Origin of the sequence: Nitrospina sp. P1_D6 (genome assembly GCF_052156615.1) — a bacterium.
In the GTDB taxonomy this organism is placed as follows: domain Bacteria; phylum Nitrospinota; class Nitrospinia; order Nitrospinales; family Nitrospinaceae; genus Nitrospina.
In genome coordinates, this window is record NZ_JBQKUN010000001.1 from 33,213 (window position 1) to 55,301 (window position 22,089).

At 53.9% G+C, this 22,089-nt stretch carries 17 protein-coding genes and 1 tRNA gene; 7 read left to right on the forward strand and 11 right to left on the reverse strand.

All coding sequences use genetic code 11. The annotated features are described in order from the left end of the window. Positions 1-62: 62 nt before the first annotated feature. On the reverse strand, positions 63-1,067 hold the full coding sequence (locus ACTRXA_RS00170; protein ID WP_442425185.1) for a KpsF/GutQ family sugar-phosphate isomerase: 1,005 nt from the start codon (positions 1,065-1,067) through the stop codon (positions 63-65). Between the two features lie 264 nt (positions 1,068-1,331). Here ACTRXA_RS00170 and ACTRXA_RS00175 point away from each other — a divergent pair, with 264 nt between their 5' ends. From ACTRXA_RS00175 to ACTRXA_RS00185, 3 genes are all read left to right on the forward strand, one after another. Continuing rightward, complete coding sequence (locus ACTRXA_RS00175; protein WP_442425186.1) at positions 1,332-2,207, forward strand: DUF5677 domain-containing protein; 876 nt, start codon at positions 1,332-1,334, stop codon at positions 2,205-2,207. A gap of 337 nt (positions 2,208-2,544) precedes the next feature. Next, positions 2,545-5,247, forward strand: coding sequence for a DNA polymerase I (gene polA / locus ACTRXA_RS00180; RefSeq protein WP_442425187.1), 2,703 nt, complete (start codon positions 2,545-2,547; stop codon positions 5,245-5,247). 115 nt (positions 5,248-5,362) lie between these two features. Further along, positions 5,363-6,271 (forward strand): metallophosphoesterase, encoded by a 909-nt coding sequence (locus ACTRXA_RS00185; RefSeq protein WP_442425188.1) that lies wholly within the window; start codon positions 5,363-5,365, stop codon positions 6,269-6,271. Positions 6,272-6,369: 98 nt separating this feature from the next. On the opposite strand, the gene ACTRXA_RS00190 is transcribed toward ACTRXA_RS00185, so the two are convergent. Further along, the gene (locus ACTRXA_RS00190; protein ID WP_442425189.1) at positions 6,370-6,570 is read right to left on the reverse strand and encodes a cold-shock protein; all 201 of its coding nucleotides are present in this window, start codon (positions 6,568-6,570) and stop codon (positions 6,370-6,372) included. A gap of 361 nt (positions 6,571-6,931) precedes the next feature. Between ACTRXA_RS00190 and ACTRXA_RS00195 the strand changes: the two genes are divergently transcribed. Continuing rightward, positions 6,932-7,384, forward strand: coding sequence for an SRPBCC family protein (locus tag ACTRXA_RS00195; protein ID WP_442425190.1), 453 nt, complete (start codon positions 6,932-6,934; stop codon positions 7,382-7,384). Positions 7,385-7,504: 120 nt separating this feature from the next. Here ACTRXA_RS00195 and ACTRXA_RS00200 read toward each other — a convergent pair whose 3' ends face one another. The 4 genes from ACTRXA_RS00200 to ACTRXA_RS00215 form a co-directional block, all read right to left on the reverse strand. Continuing rightward, positions 7,505-8,755, reverse strand: a complete 1,251-nt coding sequence (locus ACTRXA_RS00200) for a PepSY-associated TM helix domain-containing protein (protein ID WP_442425191.1) — start codon at positions 8,753-8,755, stop codon at positions 7,505-7,507. A gap of 89 nt (positions 8,756-8,844) precedes the next feature. Beyond that, entirely contained in the window at positions 8,845-11,463 is a 2,619-nt protein-coding gene (locus ACTRXA_RS00205) for a TonB-dependent siderophore receptor (RefSeq protein ID WP_442425192.1), read from the reverse strand. Between the two features lie 99 nt (positions 11,464-11,562). Further along, complete coding sequence (locus ACTRXA_RS00210) at positions 11,563-12,552, reverse strand: FecR family protein (RefSeq protein WP_442425193.1); 990 nt, start codon at positions 12,550-12,552, stop codon at positions 11,563-11,565. A gap of 89 nt (positions 12,553-12,641) precedes the next feature. Further along, on the reverse strand, positions 12,642-13,172 hold the full coding sequence (locus ACTRXA_RS00215) for an RNA polymerase sigma factor (protein ID WP_442425194.1): 531 nt from the start codon (positions 13,170-13,172) through the stop codon (positions 12,642-12,644). 392 nt (positions 13,173-13,564) lie between these two features. Between ACTRXA_RS00215 and ACTRXA_RS00220 the strand changes: the two genes are divergently transcribed. The 3 genes from ACTRXA_RS00220 (at position 13,565) to ACTRXA_RS00230 (ending at position 17,910) form a co-directional block, all read left to right on the forward strand. Next, positions 13,565-14,734, forward strand: a complete 1,170-nt coding sequence (locus tag ACTRXA_RS00220) for a helix-turn-helix transcriptional regulator (protein WP_442425195.1) — start codon at positions 13,565-13,567, stop codon at positions 14,732-14,734. A gap of 121 nt (positions 14,735-14,855) precedes the next feature. After that, positions 14,856-16,244 (forward strand): OmpP1/FadL family transporter, encoded by a 1,389-nt coding sequence (locus ACTRXA_RS00225; RefSeq protein WP_442425196.1) that lies wholly within the window; start codon positions 14,856-14,858, stop codon positions 16,242-16,244. Positions 16,245-16,290: 46 nt separating this feature from the next. Continuing rightward, a complete protein-coding gene (locus ACTRXA_RS00230) occupies positions 16,291-17,910 on the forward strand; it encodes a sensor histidine kinase (RefSeq protein ID WP_442425197.1) in 1,620 nt (539 codons plus the stop codon). Between the two features lie 43 nt (positions 17,911-17,953). Here ACTRXA_RS00230 and ACTRXA_RS00235 read toward each other — a convergent pair whose 3' ends face one another. From ACTRXA_RS00235 to cmoA, 5 genes are all read right to left on the reverse strand, one after another. Beyond that, positions 17,954-18,856, reverse strand: coding sequence for a lipase family protein (locus ACTRXA_RS00235; protein WP_442425198.1), 903 nt, complete (start codon positions 18,854-18,856; stop codon positions 17,954-17,956). A gap of 46 nt (positions 18,857-18,902) precedes the next feature. Beyond that, positions 18,903-20,426: an alkaline phosphatase D family protein gene (locus ACTRXA_RS00240; protein ID WP_442425199.1), complete on the reverse strand. Its 1,524-nt coding sequence runs from the start codon at positions 20,424-20,426 to the stop codon at positions 18,903-18,905. Positions 20,427-20,909: 483 nt separating this feature from the next. Beyond that, positions 20,910-20,986 (reverse strand) — tRNA-Pro (locus ACTRXA_RS00245). 53 nt (positions 20,987-21,039) lie between these two features. After that, positions 21,040-21,225 (reverse strand): FmdB family zinc ribbon protein, encoded by a 186-nt coding sequence (locus ACTRXA_RS00250; RefSeq protein ID WP_442425200.1) that lies wholly within the window; start codon positions 21,223-21,225, stop codon positions 21,040-21,042. Between the two features lie 48 nt (positions 21,226-21,273). Then, positions 21,274-22,068 carry a carboxy-S-adenosyl-L-methionine synthase CmoA gene (cmoA, locus tag ACTRXA_RS00255; protein WP_442425201.1) on the reverse strand — a complete coding sequence of 265 codons (795 nt, stop codon included), beginning with the start codon at positions 22,066-22,068 and terminating at the stop codon, positions 21,274-21,276. Between the last annotated feature and the right edge of the window lie 21 nt (positions 22,069-22,089).

A 22,089-nucleotide genomic window follows, 5' to 3' on the forward strand; every position in this document is an offset into this window, starting at 1 on the left:
ATTGTAACACTAGAATATCGTTTTTGTAGGCGGGATTCAAAGGATTGGCGGGATAGGGATTTTTATATGATTCCGGCTTTCAGCAGGTCGTGCAGGTGGATGATGCCGTCGATCGCTTTGCCGTCGTCGGAGACCACCACGCAGGTGATGCTGTGCTCGTCCATGAACTGCACGGCTTTCGTTGCCATGTGGTCCTTGCCGACGCATTTCGGGCTGCGCGACATCAGGTCGCGGGCCTGGATGGACTGGAAATCCTTGCCGGATTCCATCAGCCGCCGAAGGTCGCCATCGGTGATGATGCCGGAAAGCAGGCCGCTTTGGTCCACCACCAGCGTGGTGCCCAGGCGTTTGCGGCTCATCTCGGTGATGATGGCGGGCAGGTTGGCGTCTTCCGCCACCTTCGGCACCTCGTCACCGGAGTGCATGAGGTCCTCGACCGTGGTGAGCAGGCGCCGGCCCAGACTGCCGCCGGGGTGGTGCTGCGCGAAATCTTCCGGCCGGAAGCCGCGTTTCTCCAGAAGGACCAGCGCCAGCGCGTCGCCCATGGCGAGGGTGGCGGTGGTGCTGGAGGTCGGGACCAGGTTCAGCGGGCAGGCTTCTTCTTTCACGCCGACGTTGAGCACGAAATCGGCGCGTTTGGCGAGGGTGGAGTCGGGCCGCCCCGTCATCGCCACCAGCGTGCATTTGCGGCGGTTGATGATGGGCAGCAGGCGCACCAGTTCTTCCGTCTCGCCGCTGTTGGAGATGGCGAGCAGAATGTCTTCCTTGCCGATGATGCCGAGGTCGCCGTGGCTGGCTTCCGCCGCGTGCAGAAACAGCGCGGGCAGGCCGATGCTGGAAAAGGTGGCGGCGATCTTCTGGCCGATGAGGCCGGACTTGCCGATGCCGAGAACCACCACGTGACCCTGGCAGGCGTCGAGGCGGTGGACGACTTCGACGAAGGTGGCGTCGATACGCTCCTTGAGCGCGGCGATGGAGTCGCTTTCGTTCTGCAAGACGCGCCGGGCTTCCTCCATCATGCGAAGCGCTTCGTCCTTGCCGCCGGGATCTTTTTTCAACGGTTGCATTCTCTATTAAGCCTTAAAATTCAGTAACTTCAGTAATTCCCCGAGTCCCAAAATAGTAGCACAAAACGGGCGTGGGGCAAAGGTATTTGGGGATCATTGTAGGCTTCAGCCTGCTTTAAAGGCAGGTTGGTCTAAAATAAGAATATGCCTTTTTTGTAATATTTTGGGAAGTGATTAAGAAATGAACTGAAACGCCAAGGGCAGGAGGCTTTTCCAGTAAAACGAGAAGAATTAAGAGCAACTGTCCTTAGAGGAGAAAAGCCTATGCAAGAAGATAATAGGAACAAGAAAGATTCTGGAAAATTCCCCGACAAAAATTATATACAGAAAAATTCTGCTGAGATGCAATATCCCGAGGTTTTTTCTTTGCTGAATGAGATTCTTAAAAAGCTTGTTGGATGGATATGCAACGAACCTTTGAGGAGCTCGGGGGATTGGTGGTCTGGTGTTCAAGTGGCGATAGTAAATAGAGCGTTTAATCAGTACAAATCAATTATAAATTTGCTTCGAACTAACCATTGGGAAGATGCGATTATTTTAATCAGATCTCTATTTGAATTGCTCCTTTATCTTGAAGAACTAAGTAGATCAGGGGACGAAAAAGAAAAAATGGCAATGAAATTTTATAAATTTTCCAAGCTTCAAGAGTTTTTGCAATGGAGAGAAACCTCCCTCTATAAGCTTAAAATGGAATGGGGGCAGCCAAGCTTAGAAAGGGAAATTGAGGAAAAAGATAAGTTAGCCCAAAGGGATTTTAAAGAATTTTGGGTCAAAAATAAAAAGGGAAAGATGAGGTGGAGCGAAAGTTGGTGTAGTAAAGATCGTAGGAAGCTTTCGAAAGGTAGTGAAAATCCAATTAGAGAAAGCCAATATAATATAATCTATGGACGTGGGTCAGAATTTGTTCATTCTAGTCCGTTGTCTGTGTTTTCTTCATTTTCTTTTTACAGTGGGGAAATGCAAGGTAATGAGTTAGGGGTCCTTTCTGATACAATTGAGGAGCGAGAATTAAAATTTTGTGCGGCATTTTCTTCGATATTTATCTTGGAAATTTTGATATTAACCCAAGATATTATTCCTTCGTTTGATAACCAATGGGTGATTGATATGTCCCAAAAAATGGGTCGAAGTTTTGTTTAATTGAAGTGTGAGAAGTTCAAGTGATCTGTGGTGGCATTCACCTAACAGCGTTTTACCTCCGTTTTCAAAACAATCTCCCAATGGTTTTCATCGGCAGGAAGAGGCGGGTGGGTTGATCGTGGAAGGGGAGGAAGTCGAAGTGGTTGTAAAAGGCAACCGCCGCCTTGTCCCCAGCCTCCCCGCCACCCCAGACGAGCCAACCCCATGCGCCTGTTCGTATGACGGCTTTAAAGCATTTACCAGTAATCAGGTAAGTTCTTTCCATCCCCCTTGTTGGCCCCGTCCCGGATTTGTAGTACATTGAGGCGTTTGTGACCAACCTTAATAAGCGCACTCCATGGCCTCGAAGAAAAAGCTCTACCTGATCGACGGTTCGTCGTACATCTTCCGCGCGTTTTTCGGCATCCGCCACAACCTGTCCAACTCCAAGGGGCAGCCCACCAACGCGCTCTACGGTTTCACCACCATGCTCATGAAAGTGGTGCGCGAGGAGCAACCGGACTACCTCGCCGTCGTCTTCGACAGCAAGGAAAAAACCTTCCGCCACGAGATGTACGCCGATTACAAAGCCAATCGCGACGTGCCGCCGGAAGACCTCGCGGTCCAGTTCCCGTATTTCGAGCCACTGGTCGATGCGTTCAACATCAAAAGCCTGCGCAAGCCCGGGTTCGAGGCCGACGACATCATCGGCACGCTGGCGCGCGAAGGCGAGAAGGCGGGCATGGACGTCACCATCGTCAGCGGCGACAAGGACATGATGCAGTTGATCACCAACAAGATCCACATGCTCGACACCATGAAAGACAAGCGTTTCGGCATCGACGACGTGAAGGAAAAATTCGGCGTCGAGCCGGACCGGGTGATCGAGGTGATGGGCCTGATGGGCGACTCCAGCGACCACATCCCCGGCGTCAAGGGCGTCGGACCCAAAACCGCCACCGACCTCATCCAGAAATACGGATCGATCCAGGGGTTGTACGAACACCTCGACGAGATCGACAAGGCCAAGCTGAAAGAGAAGCTGGAGACGGACAAGGACAACGCCCTGCTCAGCCGCGAACTGGTGACGATCAAACTCGACACGCCCATCGACTGCAAGATCGAAGACCTGGAAGCGCGCGACCCGGACAACAAAAAGCTGCGCGAGCTGTTCACCGATCTCGAATTCAAAACGCTGTTGGCGGCGTTGCCGGAAGGGGAGGGCGGGGACGGCGCGACGGCCGAAACCGGGTCCGCAATCAAACGCGAGTACGAGACCATCCTCGACGACAAGGCGCTGGACGATCTGATCAAGAAGCTCAAAAAAGCGAAGGCGTTCGCGCTCGATCTGGAGACCACGTCGAAGCGGCCGGTCAAGGCGAAGATGGTGGGCATTTCGTTTTCGTGGGCGGAGGGCGAGGCGTGCTACATCCCGGTGGCGCACCGCTACCTGGGCGTGCCGGAACAACTGGACAAGCAGCACGTACTCGACAAACTGAAGCCCCTGCTCGAAGACCCGAAGCTGGAGAAGTACGGGCACAACATCAAGTACGACCTCATCGTCCTGCACAACGAGGGCGTTCAGTTGCAGGGCATCGTGTTCGACTCCATGCTGGCGTCGTACGTGCTCGATCCGTCGCGGCGCAGTCACAGTCTCGACGACCTCGCGCTCGAGATGTTCCAGCACACCACCATCAAGTACAGCGACGTGGCGGGGTCGGCTTCCAAGCAGGTGGGATTCGATGAAGTGGAGATCGAACGCGCCTCCGAGTACGCGGCGGAGGACTCCGACATCACTTACCGCTTGACGCGCCACTTCGAAAAGCGGTTGAAGGGCGAGGACCTGGAGTTGTACGAGACCATCGAACTACCTCTGCTCGAAGTGCTGGCGGAGATGGAGTTGGCCGGCGTCCTGCTCGATACCGAGCATCTGAAAAAGCTGTCGAAGAAACTGGAGAAGGACCTCAAGAAAATCGAGGACGAGATTTATGCGCTGGCGGGGGAGCCGTTCAACATCAATTCGCCGAAACAGCTTTCGACGATCCTGTTTGAAAAACTGAAGCTGCGCACGGTGAAGAAAACCAAGAGCGGGTACTCGACCGATGTCAGCGTGCTGGAGGAACTGGCGGCGGAGCACGACCTGCCGGACAAGATCCTCAACTACCGCCAGTTCGCGAAGATGAAATCGACTTATGTCGATGCCCTGCAGGGCGAAGTGTTCAAAGAGACCGGGCGCATCCACACCTCGTACAACCAGACCGTCGCTGCCACCGGGCGGCTGAGCAGCAGTGATCCCAACCTGCAGAACATCCCCATCCGGTCCGAGGTGGGACGCGAGATCCGCAAGGCGTTCCTTGCCGACAACGGATGCTGGCTGCTGTCCGCCGACTACTCGCAGATCGAACTGCGCCTGCTGGCGCATCTCTCCGGCGACCCGGCGCTCATCCGCGCTTTCAAGAATAATGAAGACATTCACAGCCGCACGGCCGCGGAGATTTTCGGTCAGCCCATCGACCAGGTCGATCCCGAAGGGCGGCGCATGGCGAAGGCGGTGAACTTCGGCATTGTGTACGGGTTGAGCGCATACGGCCTTTCGCGCCAGCTCAAGATCACGCCGAAAGATGCGAAGACCTTCATCGACCAGTATTTCGATCTGTACAAGAACGTGAAGACGTTCATGGATGAGACCATTGAAATGGCGCGCAAAAACGGCTACACGAAAACGATGATGAACCGCAGGCGGTACATGCCGGACATCAACAGCAAGAACCGGCAGGTGCGGGAAGCCGCCGAGCGCACCGCCATCAACTCGCCCGTGCAGGGAAGCGCCGCCGATTTCATCAAGATGGCGATGCTCAACATCCACGACAAAATGTTGAAAGAGAAACTGGCGTCTCGCATGATTTTGCAGGTGCACGACGAATTGATCTTCGAATGCCCGGAAGCGGAGAAGAAGGCGATGGAACCGCTTGTCAGGAAGGCAATGGAGGGTGTGGCAAAGCTAAAGGTGCCGCTGACCGTCAATATGGACTGGGGCGAAAACTGGAGCGACGCCCACTGAATACGCATGAAATCTGGCGTTGTGGAGTGGAGCGGCATTCGGCTTATTCTTTTTTGTGGATTTATCGGGCGCCTGCTCGCGATAATAGAAGGAACGTTTGGGAGGCGCGCCGGTCTTGAGATTTCATTTCGATTTTTTTAAAAAACCGATTCCCCGCAGGTCTTTTTTGAAAGGCATGCTGGGAGTGTTTGCCGTGAGTGGTGCGGGAGTCGGTCACGGCTACGCCGGTACGTGGAGTTCCAACATCCGCCTGGAGCGGGTGGAAATCACAATCCGCAACCTGCCTCCCGCATTCCGCGGATTCACCATCGGCCTGCTCAGCGACCTACATTCCTCACCCATCGTTTCCAAAGACCATCTGCAAAGCGCCGCCGAATTGCTGATGACGACGAAGCCGGACATGATCGCGCTGACCGGTGATTTCATCGGCCACACCTTCCACTTTCCCGGAGAGCCGCCTCACGGGTTCGAACCGGAATATATAATGAACATAGTCGAGGCGTTTTCCGGATTGAAAGCGCCGTCGGGTATTTACGCCGTGCTGGGCAACCATGATTACTGGAGTGGGCCGGAGGCGACGTCGATGCTGGAGCGCGAGTTCGAGCAGGGGTTCGGTGCCCAGTGGTTGCGCAACCGCAATGTGCGAGTCGAACGCGGCGGCGATTCCATCATCCTCGCCGGAGTGGACGATTACTGGCAGACGACCTGCTCGCCCGGTGAGGCGTTGAAGGACATACCGGAGGACATGGTACGTGTCCTGCTCAGCCACAACCCGGAAGTGAACGAAATCCTCTATCCCTCCCACAAGGTCGATCTGATCCTTTCCGGTCACACCCATGGCGGGCAGATCAAGCTTCCCTTCATCGGGGCTCCGTTTCAGGCGGGAGTGCGTAAGAGAAAGTACATGGAAGGACTGGCCCGGGATGGCCACCGTCAGACGTATGTGACGCGCGGGGTGGGCCACCTCGTCGTTCCCATCCGTCTGCTTTGCCCCCCGGAAGTGACGTTGATCACCCTGGTTTGAATCCACTCTCCCGTTTGATTCCGCTGCGGCCGTTTTCAGGCAAAAAAAATCCGGCGGAGCCTGCGACCAGGCCCCGCCGGATTAAGAGAGCGCCGAAATTACTTGGGAACGACTTTCGCCGCTTGCGGACCTTTTTTGCCCATGCTCCCTTCGAATTCCACCAATTGACCCTCTTGAAGGGTTTTGAATCCCTCAACCTGGATTTCCGAGAAATGGACAAAATAGTCTTTGCCATCATCGGCTTCGATAAAACCATAACCCTTGCTTTGATTGAACCACTTAACTCTGCCTTCAGACATACCGAATAAACTCCTACAAATTGGTGGGAACCCCCCGTCCTTGTGCCGAAAGTGCGTTCCCTGTTTTTACTGGGTTGGGTAATCCCGGGGTTTTATCGAACCGAGACGGGCATTCCAACCCTTGTGACCGCACCCATATAAAAACGCTTTATATGGTTCTGCGGAGGAGGCCAGATTCTCCCGTCTGAAGCACCCACCTCCCCCTGTGGCGGCCGCTTTCCAACGACACAACCATATCAGAATTGGTATCAATTTCCTAGTATTATCGGAATAATATTTACACGCAAAATGGGCATATCCAACTTTCTCTTATTAACTGAAAATCAAATATTTGTGCAAGATTTTCAGGAGGTGGGCGGTGATGGAAAATGATTTCAAAACGGAATTGACTGTGCACGCGGAAGCCCCATCTTTGTTTCGTGCCGTGGGAACCCGCGACGGCATTCGCGGATGGTGGACGGTATTCACCGAGTTCGACGGGGAAGAAGGGTCGGTTGCCACCATGCGTTTTCCAAAAACAGGTTTCTTTGCGCGCATGCGGGTGGAAAAACTGAAGCCCAATCGGCTCGTTCATTGGAAATGCGTCGAGGCCGAACACCCGTCGGGTGTCTCCAGCGATCCCCGTGACTGGGTGGGGACCGAAGTCCTTTTCGAAATTAAATCGTTGGATGAAGGTGCGCGCCTCATCTTCACGCATGTTGGCCTGAGCCGACTGGAATGCAATGAGGTGTGCAGTGACGTGTGGGAATTTTTTCTTCACACCCGCATGAAAACCTACGTCGAAACCGGAAAAGGAGTGCCTGCCAGAAAGTGATCGATCCGCCTGGGCTCCCAGACCGATCCGGGTTGGATTGGACAAGCGCGACACCCCTGCGGTGGGGCCACTCTTGCCCACCGCAGGGGATCCCCGTGCCTCTGGAGGAGGTAGAGATTTTCAGGAAGTGGCGTTGAGGTTCGAATCATCTGGCGACTTGCCGGCGGATGTTTTGGCAGGAAGCCCCTTGCGCTTGACCCACCAGATAACGATACCCGTAACGGACAGCATGGCCACCAGAAGCCCGGCCATCGACACCACGATGCGTCCCGGCAGTCCGGCAATCTGTCCACTGTGAACGGGAAACTGGACTTCCATGATGAAATCGCCGATGGTTCCCTCTCCAGGAACCTTGTGTGCGATCATCTCACCGGTACTCCCTTCAAAATGCAGGGTGGAATGACCCAGCCCGGGGGCATGCTCCCCGCCCGGCGGAAAGAAATAAGCGGAATAAATTCCAAAGTGAGGGCTGTATCCGATGCCTCCCAGATACGTGTCCCAGTCACGGCGTTGCGCTTCCGCTTTGGCGCCGGCCTCAATTTCCCGGTACCCGATGTTGGCCTTGTAGGGTCCATCGGGCAGCCGGTCCATTCGCTCTTCAAAGGGATCGGGTGTAATCGTGGACACCGTCGACAGCACCGGACGAAACACCTCGAACCCGAGATTGAGATAGATACTGCTCATGGAAAGAAAAATCAGCAGGACCCACGGCCACAGTGCGCCGGCGCGGTGCATGTCGAAGTTCATGCGGTAGGCCCCGGCGTCGCGCCGCACCTTCCATGCCGGTTTCCATTTTTCCAGAAACGGACGGCCGGGTGGAAACGTGAGGTACATACCCACGAAGCAGTCCAGAAACCAGATGGTGGCGATGCCGCCCATCAGCCAGCGGCCCCACATGTTTTCCCAACCGCCGATGAACTCGTGCGGCAGGTGTAGGGAGTAGTGCACCGTGTACAAGTAGGGCAGGAGATTCTTGCGCTCGAAACAACAATCACCCCACAGGCGGTTGCCCAGGATGTTGGCGTTGACCGGGTCGACGAACACCTGGTTGTATCCAACCTCATAAGGTGCGCCGGTGGCGGGATCGATGCGCGGCTCGACGACGACCGTCACCGATTCCCCCGGCTCGTGCACTTCCAAGGGAAGGAAAGTGACCTCGACGCGCGGGTCCGCTTTCTCCACGATGGATTTCCATTCATAGGGAGACAGCGGTTCGCCCGGTGTGTTTGGTGAGAACAGTTCCGAGTTCAGCCCCTCGTCGAGTTCGTGGTAAAAGGCAATGATGCTCCCGGTCAAACCCGAGACGATGAGAAACAGCGCGATCGTCAGGCCTGCGTAACGATGCAGTTTGATCCAGAATATCCTTGCCATGATTCACCTCACCCGTTGTAGCGGACGGTGCCCATTACATTTCTTTGGTCGAAGCCTCCCCAACGATGTCGGCAATGTGCCGATCCTGTTTAAAACCGGAGGCTCAAACTGGTGCTGACCGTACGCGGGGGACCCGGGGTGAGATTGCCGAACCGGATGTTTATAAAGTGGCGCTTGTCATACAGGTTGTCGATGATCACCCGCAGGGTGGCCAGGGTGCCGTTGATCTGGGTGTTGTAACGGGCTCCCAGACCAAAAATGTCGTAGTCAGGCAAGGCTTCTCCGGTATTGGCACTGCTCACCGGACGCGATCCGGTGCGGGACCAGTTTCCGGTGAAAACCAGGCCCGGTATGGCATGCGGCGCGTATTCGGTCACAAACGCCATTCGGTGGGTGGGCACTCCGGAGGGGCGGTTCCGTTCGACCGACGGGTCGTTCATGTCCTCCAGTTCGGCATCGAGGAACATGAGACTGCCGAACACGGTCCATTCGGAGGTGACCTTGCCGGTCAACGACAACTCAATGCCCGTGTGGATTTGATTGCCATCCTGAACGTAGGTGTTGGCGGAGTTCACGATTTCCGCATCGCGGCTGATCTGAAACAGCGCCGCCTCTCCTCTCAAAAATTCATTGAACTCGATTTTGGTGCCCAGCTCGATCTGGCTGCTGGCAACCGCGCCCATCTGCTCGTTTTGGTTGGTGGTTCCCAAGGGAGCGATTCCACCCGGTTCCAGACCTTCGATGTAACTCACATAGGTGGAAATATTGGGGCGGGGTTTGTAAATGAGCGCCACGCTGGGTGTGATCACGTTGTCCTTGAAACGTGCGGTCCGGGCTCCAAAGTTGTTAAAGCTTTTTTCGTCGCGAACCACATAACGGCCGGCCAGATGCAGTTTCCAGGCCTCGCCCAATGACAGGATGTCCTGCGCAAAAACGCTGTTCTCCTGGATGCGCATCGTGATAAACGGATTCGGCGGCGTGACGTTGGGGTCGTTGATGACGGCGGGATTGAAGATATTGGTGTTGCCGATGGCGCCCCAGAAGCCGGCACCCCACCGGGTTTTGAGGCGGTGATGGGCATACCCGAAAGCGACTTCGTGGTCAACGAAACCGGTGGAAAATGTACCCCGTGTCATGGCCCGGACCGTCAAGGGTTCGCGGGTCTGGTCCGGACTGGCATACAGAAAGAGGGTCGCATCCCCGTTTGTCTGAAGGTTTCCGAGAAAAAGAGCGTTTTCATCCCGGCTCAGGTAGTTCCAGTTGGCTTCCGTCACGAAAGACCAATTCTCGTTTATCCGATGCTCCAGTTTGCCGGCCAACAGCGTGAAGTAGGTCGGGTAATCGGCCCATTCCTGGCCTATGAATGTCTTCGGGTCGAACCCGGTATGAAGGGTGCCATTCACACTCTGGACCAGATCGGGTTGATTTGTCTGATCCCTCTGCTCATGCTCGAAATCGAATTTGAAAATGGTATCGGGGGTGATCTGCCAATCCGCCGCAATGCCGATAAACGGCCGGTCGCCATCCACCTTGTCAACGTATGTTTTCAACTCTTCCCAGGCGGCATTGACGCGGATGCCGAATTTGCCGTTTTCCGTGCGGCGGCTGACGTCCACATGGGTTCGCCAGTTACCGTACTGGGTTCCAAAAAAATGAACCGCGGTATAGGAATCGGCGGTGGGTCGCTTGGTGACATAATTGACCAGACCGCCCGGCGAACCGAAACCCGCCTGCAGGGCGGTGGGGCCTTTCAGGATTTCCACGCGCTCTTTGTTTTCCAACCCGTTGACCTGCTGATTGATCATCCTCAGGCCGTTGTACCGGTAGTTGTTGAAATTGTTCAGAAGCAAACCCCGGATGGAAAGATTGGCGTACCAGCCCGGGCCCGCCCCGGAGGCGGTGACGCTGGCATCAAGCCGGTCCATCGCGGCGATGTCATTGTAGGATTGATTGAAAAACAAATCCCAGGGCGTGACCTTGACCGCAAAAGGGGTTTCGAGAACTGTCTGTTCATTGAACCCCGCTATGCCCGACTGTTTGTTTTCAACATACCCCTTCGGGTCCAGCAGGGTGGCACCCTCTACAGCAATCGGTGGCAGGCGGGTCGTACCTTCAGTCTCTTTTTTTGATCCCCCCCCGGAATCCTGACTTTCCGAACCATTTTGCGCCATTTCCATCGCGGGAGGTTCTTCCATTTGTTTTGGGGTTGCCTTCAATGTCAACACGTGGTCCGCAAGAGGTTTCAGGGTGATGGTCTTCTCATTGGCGAACTGAAAAACCAGGCCGGTGTGTTGCAGCATTTTGTTCAAAGCCTGTTTTGTAGTGTGTTGGCCGGACACGGCATTGGAAACAAGACCCTCGGTCCACTGTGAATCCACGCTTACCTGCAGATCGGTCTGAGCCGAAAAAGATTGCAGGGCCGAATCCAGAGGCTGGGCAGGAATATCAAATTGGACTGTTTGTACCGAATGGTTGTCCAGGTCTGCGATTTCTCCCGACCAGGCCGGGACGGGTTGAATGACCTGAATCGAACATAAGAACCCAAGGAGGGTTAGGTAATTCGCCAAAAAACTCGGAATTTTGATTTGTTGCATTTCGGGGTGACCTCGCAGAATTCGGTTTGATTTGTTACTGATAAGACGAGGCCGAAGGAGAAACCCGCAAAAAAATATTCTAGGGAAGCTATTTGCCGGTAGGTATGGACACATGCAGCCTGGCCAAGAAGTCCAGGCAAGGTGGCCGGGGGAGTGAAGGGGCAATATGCCGAGAATCAGCCGGTGGAAAAACAGGGACCGTAGAAGGATCCTTTAATAGAACAAAATGACGGGGCCCATGCGCAGTATGGAAATGTTCAGGGTTCGGGCCAGGACATCCAGGTTGCTTTCAATTTTATTGAGGTGGTAGGCAGCCGTAATGCGTTTGTCATTGAGAGAATCCCCTATCAGGAAAAGGGATTGAGGCAGGTAGCGGTCCAACTCATCAATCGCCAGGGGAAGCGGGGTGGCATTGAAAACGATGTGCCCGGTGAGCCAGGCCGGCGATCCCTCCGATTTGTATAATGAGGTTCCCCGGTGAGGTGTGCGTACCAGGTGAACCCCCGCCGTCAGCAGGTGCCCCGGTCCGGCAGGTTCGGACAGGCCCTGCGCATGCACTTTTCCTTCCAGAACCAAAGCTTCTTCCGTCTCTTCCCAGGACCGTGCGATGAACCGGGTTCCCACTACCGTGAGTTGTTGATGGTCCATGACCACACGGAAGGGACGGTTGGGATTGGAGACCACTTGGAACAGCGCCTCCCCTTTCAATAGATGGACGGTGCGTTGATCCTGCGTGAATGAAACACGGACCGCCGTGTCCGTATTGAGGATCATGGTGGATCCATCCGGCAGGGAGCTGCGGAATTGCTTTCCCACTTCCGTGACGTAATCCGCTTTCAGGAAATGAATCCATTGCTGGATGGGAAGGACCAACAGGAGGGCCGACGCGGCAATCACTCCCCATGCGGCTTTTTGCCAATAGGAAACGGGAAGGCCGGGGGACTGTTTTGTGTCGAGTCTTTCGCGTTTTGCTTTTTGCAGGGCGGCATGCAGTTCCGGGCTGTCGAGGAACTGTTCCAGGTCTTCCCCCGCCCGGGCGTGATCCGGTTTTTCTTTTTTCCAGTTTTCGTAATCGTCAGCGAGCGATGGTTGATTCTCTGCGCTTTGATTTTTTTTCAACCAGAAATCGAGAGCCCGCCCGAAAAGCCGGCGTTGGGGAAAGCTGAAGCGGTGGGAAAAGAGTTTTTTCTTGGGGTCGGACATGGTTTGCCTGTTTGAAATAGTCCGCAGGGCATGGACCTGCTCTATGGTTAGACGCCCGGGCAGGCAAAACCCTTACTGCAATTCCCAAATTATTCGGAAAGCTGATTTCTGCAATGCATGATAGCTTGTTTGAGTTTTTTTTCAACAGTGCTGAGGGATACGTTGAAATGCGCCGCGATGTCTTTTTGTTTCCATTCCTCCAACTTAAAAAGAATGAACATTTCGCGGGTTTGAGGGGGGAGGGACTGGATGGCCCGGGTCAGCAGTTTCACCTGTTCTTCGTTGATCAATTGCTGGTCCGGGGTTTCGGAAGAGGCTACGGAGACCACCCGGTCATCCGGAGCTTCGGTGAAAATGCGGCGGTTTCGCTTGGTTTTCCTGTGGTGATCGGTCGCCAGGTTGGTGACCACGCGAAATAAAAAAGCCCGTAGATTTTCTACCTGTCCCAGGTTGTGAAACGTGGAGGCTTTGAGAAAGGCTTCCTGAACGAGGTCCGCCGCATGATCCGGAACCCCCAGACGCCGGGAGGCATAGCGCGTCAACTCCTGCCGGTGGTTTTCAAAAACGGTTTCCAACCGGGTGGACAAGGAGGCCAGGGTTTGAGAGGGAAAATCGCTCATTTAAAGGGAAAATTTAAGGAAGTGATAAGTTCTGGCGTACTATATAGAAATTGAAAATCATTATCAATAAAAAACATTGAAATGCCTTATTGTGGAGGATTTAAAGAAGAATTCTTTCTTTAAGAGAGTCCATAGTCTCGCCTAACCCCAGCTGATTCTGAATTGTGGCTCACCCCGAAGATACTTGCAGAGACTTCCCCTTTCAAAGTGGCCGAATTCAGCCATCCCCTGGCCCGTTGCCCCTTCCGAAGCTTAAACTCAAAGAAGTTTGGATTACCTATTGCGGGTTGGGCCGGATGGATAAATATTAATTGAGCATAAGAACGGGAAAATCAGAATTTTACCAATCGACTTGAAAGCGGCCCGGTAACGTCGCTTTTGGAGGGGCGGTCATGGTTCAAAATTCGTGTCCTGTCTCCATTCCGGAAAAAGATTATCTGGCCATTCTCGATACCATCACCCAATTCCACGGGTGCGAGACGCGGGAAGCGCTTCGCGGTGTGTTCAGCAGTCACGTGCTCCCTTTGTTCGAAGCGGACTCCGCATTGTACGGCTGGATCAACATGGATTTCACCAGCAAGTCGCTGGGGCAGGTAGGCCTGGTGGATTGCGTGGGTGTTCCGCAGGAAGACTTCAACCAGCTTTCCGATTCCATTCCTTACATCAAATCCATCCCAACCATGCTGGAACGGGTGGCCCGCCCTGTCGTGGCGGTGGATGTGGACATTCCCCGCGAAGTGTTTGTCAGGGAAAAGGACCAGTTTTTCGCGGAGAACCCGGAGTATGTCCGCGACTCCTGGCTGTACCTCAACCCGATCGCTAATTTCCTGGCGACGTTCGACCAGCCGGAAATCACCCATGGCCTGGGAATCCACCGACACGCTCCCATCGAAATGGTGGATCAATACGATAAGAACTTCACCCTTCGCGACATCCGGGTTCTGGAGTTATTGCGTCCGCACCTGCTGCAGACCATCAAGACCATCATCCTGAATGACGAGCTGAAACGCTACCGTTCCCTGGTGGACGCTTTGGTGGAAGTGCCCACGGGCATTGCGCTGTTTCATTCCAACATGCGGGTTCTGTTCTGCAACCGCGTGTTCACCGAGGTGGTGGGTGTGAGCACCGGGCAGATGATTCCGCCGGAGTTGATGCGGATTCTCAGCCGGGAGATTTCCCGCTTCGAACCGCCCTTCGAAATCCAGAGCTCCCCTGTCGAACTGGTCTTTTACCAGTTACCGGAAGGCGTCTTTCGTTTGAACCTGTGCATGCTGGAAAGAAAAAACTGGGGGCAGGACCCGTGCTGGCTGCTCCAGATGAAACCGGTGGAAGATCCGTATTCCCTGCGCAACCTGGCCATGCAGGAGGCGGGGCTCGACAAGGTGCAGATGGAAGTTTCCTGCCTGTTGCTGGATGGCATGGAACCGGTGGCCATTGCCGCGCGTTTGTTTATCAGCCCGGAGCGGGTCCAGGAAAACATCCAACAAATTTTTGAAAAGCTGAACGTTCAAACCCGGGAGCAGTTTTTTTCGAAAATGAGTCTTCCTGATGAAGGACCCTGATCATGCGGATTTGCTCTACTCCAGGTAATTTCAAAGGAACCGGGCCGATGGGCGAATAGAAAAAAATTGAATTTAGCAAGCGAGGAAAACCGCAGCGAACTGGAGGAAAAGGTGTATGCAGATGAAACGGTTCATTTGCATGCTCGGTCCCATTATTGCCTCTCTATTATTGACGAATCTTTTTCGCGCACCCGTTGTTCAGGCCGAAGCATTCAGAATTCTGGATCAGGGAGCGGCCGCCACCGGTCAAGGGACGGCTTTCTCCGCCCAGGCGGACGATCCATCGGCCATTCATTTCAACCCCGCAGGCATCGCCCGGCTTTCCGGAATCCAGGTTTCCGGCGGGATGATTCTGGTGGGCGGCAAAACCACATTCACTCGCCCTAATGGCAGTAAGACGAAAGGCACCCTGGACGGAACCGTTGCTTATCCGCCGCCTTCGCATTTTTATCTGACCTCGGACTTGAAAAGCCTCGGCATCGAATTTGTGGAAGGAATGGCGGTCGGTCTGGGCATCACTTCGCCCTTCGGTTTGATCAACAAGTATCCGGACCAGGGACCCTTCAACACCGTATCCACGCGCAACCAGCTTTCGCTGATCGATTTCAAACCGACTGTGGCCTACGCGTTTCATGACCGGGTTTCCATCGGAGTGGGGTTGGACATTTACACGTTTTTCGATTTCATCGGTGAGGGCCACCTGGAACAGAAGCTGAATGCCGGACCGGAGTTTGGTCCGTTGGGCATCCCACTGGGTACGCCTCTGGAACTGAACGGAAAGGATTCCGGTGTCGGGTTCAATGTGGGCATCCTGTATACGGCAATATGGGATGAAGACCGCCAGCCCATCCTCAACCTGGCATTTGTTTATCGCAGTCAGGTGACGCTGGACCTGGAAGGGGCGTTTCTTGTTGGGGGAAACAAATCCGCGGATGCCTTCGCCCAGCTTGAGTTGCCGCAGATTTTTACCGGAGCGGTGGCGTACTGGCCTCTTCGTGACCGGCGCCGCGAATGGAAACTGGAAGTCGACGTGGAGTATGCGGACTGGAGTTCGCTCAAGGATATCGATGTGACCCTGTCCAACGGCGCGACCCTGCCGTTCCCGCTGAACTGGAAGGGAGCGTGGGTCTGGATGGTGGGCACCGAATACAAATGGCGTTACTGGCTGGACCAGCCGGGCTGGACGGCCTCGGTGCGGGCGGGCTATGTCCGGTCGGAGTCGCCGGTTCCGGAGTTCACCTTTTCGCCCGCGGTGCCGGACTCCGAGTACAACGCCTACTCCATCGGCTTTGGCTGGATGTGTGAAAAGCAGGGAAGTTTCTTCGGCTGGTTCCGGTGCGGCGGTAAAAACAAAAAAGAGTTCGCTCTGGAAGGGGTGGGAGTGGATCTGGCGTACCAGGTGGTGGCTTACGACTCGCGAACCATCAGCCGCAACCGCCGGCCCCCGGTCATTGGCCGCTGGGACACGATCTTTCATGTCGGCGTGGTGAATTTTCGGTTGCTGTTCTGAGGCCGGGCTGGCAGGGAAGGTCCCTCGAAAAAGAGAAGGTGATGCCATGAAAGAGCTGGATCTTTTTAAAAGGCAGAAGTTGTCGCGGATTTCCGATTCGTTTCCGGAGGCAATATACATTACCGACCCGGACGGTGTGATCAGCCACGTCAACCCCGCGTTCGAACTGCTCACCGGATTTCGTGGCGACGATGTGGTCGGCAAAAGTGGGCGCATTTTAAAGAGCGGACATCATCCGGAGAGTTTTTACAACAGCATGTGGGATATGCTCATGTCCGGAAACATCTGGAGCGGGCAGATGGTGAATAAAAAACGGGACGGGACGGTCTTCCCTGCGGACGTCACCATCTTTCCCATCTCGGACCCCGCCGACCGGATTTCTCACTTCGTTGCCATTCTGCACGGCACGACCGCCCAGCTTCAGGCCCACGAGGAAACCCTGCGTCGCAACATGGAGTACACCGCTCTACACAATGTGTCCAAAATTCTGCAGACACAGGACCCGCTTCCCCAAATGCTGAGCCGCGCCGTGGAGGAGATCATAAGATTGAGCGAGCTGAGAATCGAGTACAAGGCGGGAGTGTTCATTGCAGACCATGAGAAAAAAGTTCTGCGCCTGTACACCACGGTTGGTGATTTTCCGGAAGAATTTCACCGGCAGGATGCGGAGGTGCCTTTTGGCGAATGCCTGTGCGGGCGGGTGGCCATGAGCGGGGAGATGCTGGTCAGCAACAACTGCTTTTCGGATCCACGGCACGAGCGGAAGTATGAGGGCATGACCGCGCACGGGCATTACATCATTCCCCTCAAAAGCCGGGACAAGATGGTGGGCGTTTTGTTCCTGTACACCAATTCAAATCCGTCGTGGTACGAACGAAGCCCGGAGATTTTGAAGTCGATGGGGGGATTGATCGCCGACGCCATCGAACACCGCCGGGCGGAGGCCATCATCCAGGAACAGAACGAAACATTGACCAAGATGAACGAGCTGAAGAACAAGTTTCTGGGCATTGCGGCGCACGACCTGCGCAACCCGGTGTACGTCATCCGCACGTTCAGCGAAGCGTTGCGGGACGAGTGCACGCAGGGCGTGAGTGACAAGCACCGCAGGTTCTTCGACAAGATTTACAACGCCAGCGGTCACATGATCCATCTTCTGGAAAACCTGCTGGACATCTCCAAGATCGAGCAGGGGAAAATTGAGATCAACCGGATGATCCAGGACATCAATCCCATCATCGAGGAGCAGGTGAGCCTCAATCAGATCGTGGCCAACAAAAAGGAAATCTGCATCAAGCAGGACCTGGCCAAGGTGCCGCCGTTTCCGTTCGATAAAGACGCGCTCATCCAGTCCATCAACAATTTTTTGAGCAACGCCATCAAGTTCTCCCCACCAGCCTCAACCGTTCTGGTTACCACCGAATTGCAGGGAGACAAAATCCAGTTTTCGGTGAAAGACCAGGGAGTCGGCCTTTCGGAGGAAGAGCAGAAGCTGTTGTTCGGGGAGTTCCAGACCCTGAGCAGCAAACCGACCGGGCAGGAAAAAGCCACAGGCCTCGGCCTCGCCATTGTCAAGAAGATCATCACCCTGCACGGCGGCGAGGTGGGCGTCGTCAGCCAACCCGGCCATGGCTCCACTTTTTATTTCCTACTTCCGGTGCATTGAACCGGAAACTCAGCTTTTTACACGCATGACTCCATCTTTCCCCTTAATTTAATGGAGGCTTTGTATAGTGGTTCCAGATACGGTTGGCGTACCAGATCGGCGCATGATCGACCAATTGGTCGGTTTTGATTTGGTAGCTGCTATGGGTGTTTTTCAACTGTTTGATTATGTTTATATGATGATGAAATGAACCGGCAATCCATTCCCATATCCTGTCGCCCCAGCTTATTGAGTCTCTGATCGTTCCCTTGTTGTCGATGTATTTCAATTGACCAACATGCCGATATCCCGTCGGAGGAGGCACGCGCGCAATCACGTCATTGTTATTTACAAAGCGGTAAGTCGGTATAGCATACGCATCCCTGAACGTTCGATTCCCTACCCGGGGACAGCCAAAGGTGTAAACGCCCTGAACTCCTCCAAACCAGTGGGCGGCAAGGACAGCCAAAGCGCCTCCGAGACTATGCCCGCCGATCCATAACGGGCATCCATTCCGGTATTTTTTTAAATGAATGTCCACCTCCTCCCAAACCTGGTTGAGGGCTTTGCCAAAACCCTTGTGGATTTTTCCTTTTTTGCGGTGGCTGGAATGAATCAAATCGATGTCCGTTAAAATATCCGCCTCCTCACTGACCTCCGTTCCCCGAAAAACCAGAAGTAGAAAATGGCTCCGACCTGCTATGAAACATTGGGTTCCAGGCCGTTCAAATCCGATTAGTTCTATAAATTTAAATCCTGCCTCTTTCAATGTTGTGAATACGTACTGTTCATCGCGGACATAAACCAAAAGAGATGCCTCCGCCAGCCACCAGGCGTTCACCCAATTGAAACCTGTGGCGGTGGCCTGAAAAGGGAGTGCTTCTGCATCCTCGAAATAGGTTCTATCCATATTGGGGAAAAATAGATTGTTAAAAGAATAATCCGTGGGTAATGGCTTCAGTTTCATGATTCAAATTTTTTTCATCGGGGCCTATACAAACGGCGGTACACAGCTATGAAGCGGATGTCTGTTTCCAAGAAGTAAGAGATAATTTTTTTTTCAGAGGATTCCCCAGGTTTTTGATGGGATTGCCTTTCGAGTCATAACTCTGGACCGTCAATTGAGGCTTGGTCCGGTTGAGGTCCACGCGGCAGAAATTATCCTCCTGAGTGAAATTCCAGGCCTCATAATCCATCCCCCACTTCTCACCGTTGGCTTCGAACTCAAAGGTGTCTTCTTGTCCCGGCGCCTTTGAGTTGTGGACGAATTCTCCCGGGTCGCCGTCCGCAAAAAAGTAGGGCCAGTAAAAAGCGGAAGAGGTGATGGAATATGTGTGGAAGTCTTTCTCCCCGTTGGGGCCTGTGAAAATCATTTTGGCGACATGGGAACAATGCACGTCCCCTGAAACAAATATGACGTTTTGAATCTGGTTTTCGACGATCGACTTCAAAATCGCTTTCCGCGTTTCCGGAAAAGCCGGCCATGAGTCGGATTTCTGTTTCAGACGAGCGGCTTTTTCAGGACTCAACTTTGATGTTCTCCCCTCACGCGCGAACATTGGATTTGGGACAAAAACGCTGGAGGAGACGATGAACTTAGGGATATCGAGATTTGGCTTTCTTTTCTCTTCCAGCCAATTGGTGAGAGTTTTCAATTGGCTGGGTTCCTCATCGTGAACCCAGGGCCGTCCCAAGAGATGGTTATCTCTCAAGTCCTCCTCAATGTCGTCCATATATCGCTGGGTTCGAGTGTCGATCACAAAAAAAGGAAATCCGTTACAGGTAAAATCATAATAAAGACGTTTTCCGTGATTGCGTGGGGAATGCACCCACTGGTAACTCTGGTATGCACTGATGGCAAGATTGAAAATCTGGCGCGCTTTTGAATTTTTATACAAACGATCCTGATGCCAGTTGTCTTCGATTTCGTGGTCGTCCAAGATCATGTAGTTTGGGATGCTCCGAAGCAGTTTGCGCATATTGGTGGAACCAAATGCTTTGTGGTATCGATCCTGGAATTCCTCAAATGTGTTTGCCAAGCCCAAAGGAATATAACGGTTCAACATATCTGCATAAATCTGATCTCCCACCATCAAAGTGAAATTGGGGGTGGGGTCGTCGTCATTTTTTTTTAAATGACTTAGAATGGGACCGAAAATCCGGTCCGCCTCCTTGGCCTTCCATAAAAGTCCCGGATACCTGCAAGATCCCACAATGAAACTGACTTTGTCTCCGGTATCTTTGGGAAACGTTTTGAATGTGGCAGACGAATTTTCATCGGAAAGCCGTTTCAAGTCTTCTGCCCAAACGGAAGCGGGCGGCAGGATGTCGGAAATCAGTTCGTCTGAGACGTTTTCATCGTTGTTGTAAGGGTCGTCGATCGAGAGTGTACCCATCTTGACCTGATACTGAGTGTCCGGTTTCAGCTTGGGAGACCCTTTACTGTCCTTAAGCCCTTTTTCCTCTCCCAGGTTGAATGTGCCCGTGCGGTCGTACTTGCGATGTAGTCGGAAATAATACGGAAGGGGTTTTTCCACGGGTTTTCCCCCGATTTGGGTGATGGCGAGGACGCCCAGAGTGCGGCGGGTATCGGCCAGGTTGGCTCCCCGGTCGGCGGGATCGCTTCCTCGTATCCACAATCGACAGGATGTGGAAGTGGTATGGCCCACAATCGGGCCCAGTCCCGGTTCTCTTAAACGGCTCATGGTGAATCCCTCCCCCTAAAAGAAATTTCACAGGTTGCCAAGATCGGAACAAGGTCAATGGCTGGATGCGGAGGCGCAGGTTTCCACCGGAACCCCGAAGACACCTTCGCCATGATGTTGGATCATTGTTAAATATAGGAAGAGTTTAAAAGATGTCAATTAGGGCGATTAAATAAAAACGGTGGAATGGATAGATGAATGAATTCAGAAACATAAGGTTCATCGAAGGCGATACCTTGTTACAAGCTGTAAAATTTACCCGATTCGCCAAAACAAAAAGGGTTGGCTTTGGAAAGCCAACCCTTTCAATAAAACTGGTCGGGATGAGAGGATTTGAACCTCCGGCCCCCTCGTCCCGAACGAGGTGCGCTACCAGGCTGCGCTACATCCCGACCGTTTTCGGTATCGTTTTTAAATTTAAAACTTCAATGTGTCTGCCTGCCGGTCACTTGTCCCAGCGGTAGCGGTCCACGCTCTCGGACCAGTACGAGGTGTTGGTCACGAGCCGTTCGACGTCCTTCGACTTCTTGCACTTGGGGCAGGTCACTTCCTTGTTGCCCACCTCGGAGATGCGCATCTCCACTACGAAATTGTGTTTGCATTTTTTGCAGGTATGGTCGTACTGCGGCATGGCTCCATTCCTCAAAGTTGCTAAGGGTACACCAGTTTTTTTCCGTTTTCAACGGGACTTGCGCGGCTTCGCGCGTTTTTTACCGGGTGCCTTGGTTGATCCCGGTGCGCCGCCCCGAAGGGCCGCGAATCCGCAAAAGTTGAACCACTTGAAAAACACGTCCACGTCCTGAAATCCGGCTTTTTCAAGTATTGTAACATTTTCGCCGGGCCGGAGGGGTACCAGAACCTGCTCCAGGGCCTCCCGCTTGCGGGAAATCTCCATTCTGGAGTACCCCATCTCCCGCTTGTAGGCGTAGTAACGCTCGACGAAGACCGGATCCAGCGTCTCGGCCTCCGCCTTCACCTTCTCGATCAGGATCAGCGCCCCGCCGGGAAGCAGGCTTTTGTGGATGCGCTTCAACAGGGCCAGCCGTTTTGCCGGGGGGAGGAATTGCAGGGTGTAATTCATCACCACCACGCTCGCTTCCTCCAGCTCCAGCGGGCCGTTGAGGTCGCCCGTAACCACCTCGCACCGGTCGCCGAATTCCTTCAGCTTGCGCCGGGCTTTTTTGAGCATGGCGTCGGAGTTGTCGATGCCGACGAACCGCACCTTCGAGGAGGCGGGCAGGGCGCGCGCCATCTCGCGGATGAGCGTGCCGGTGGAGCAACCGAGGTCGTACACCCGCGTGCCCGGTTGCGCGTAGTTTTCGGCCAGCGCCACCACCATCTGCTGGCATTCCTTATAAAAAGGAACACTGCGTTCCAGCATGTTGTCGAACACGCGCGCGACGGATTCGTTGAACTCGAACTTTTCCGGCGCGTCGTCGCGGGCGAACAGGTTGTCGCGTTGTCTGGGTGCCATTCGATTCCGGTATCAGAAGAT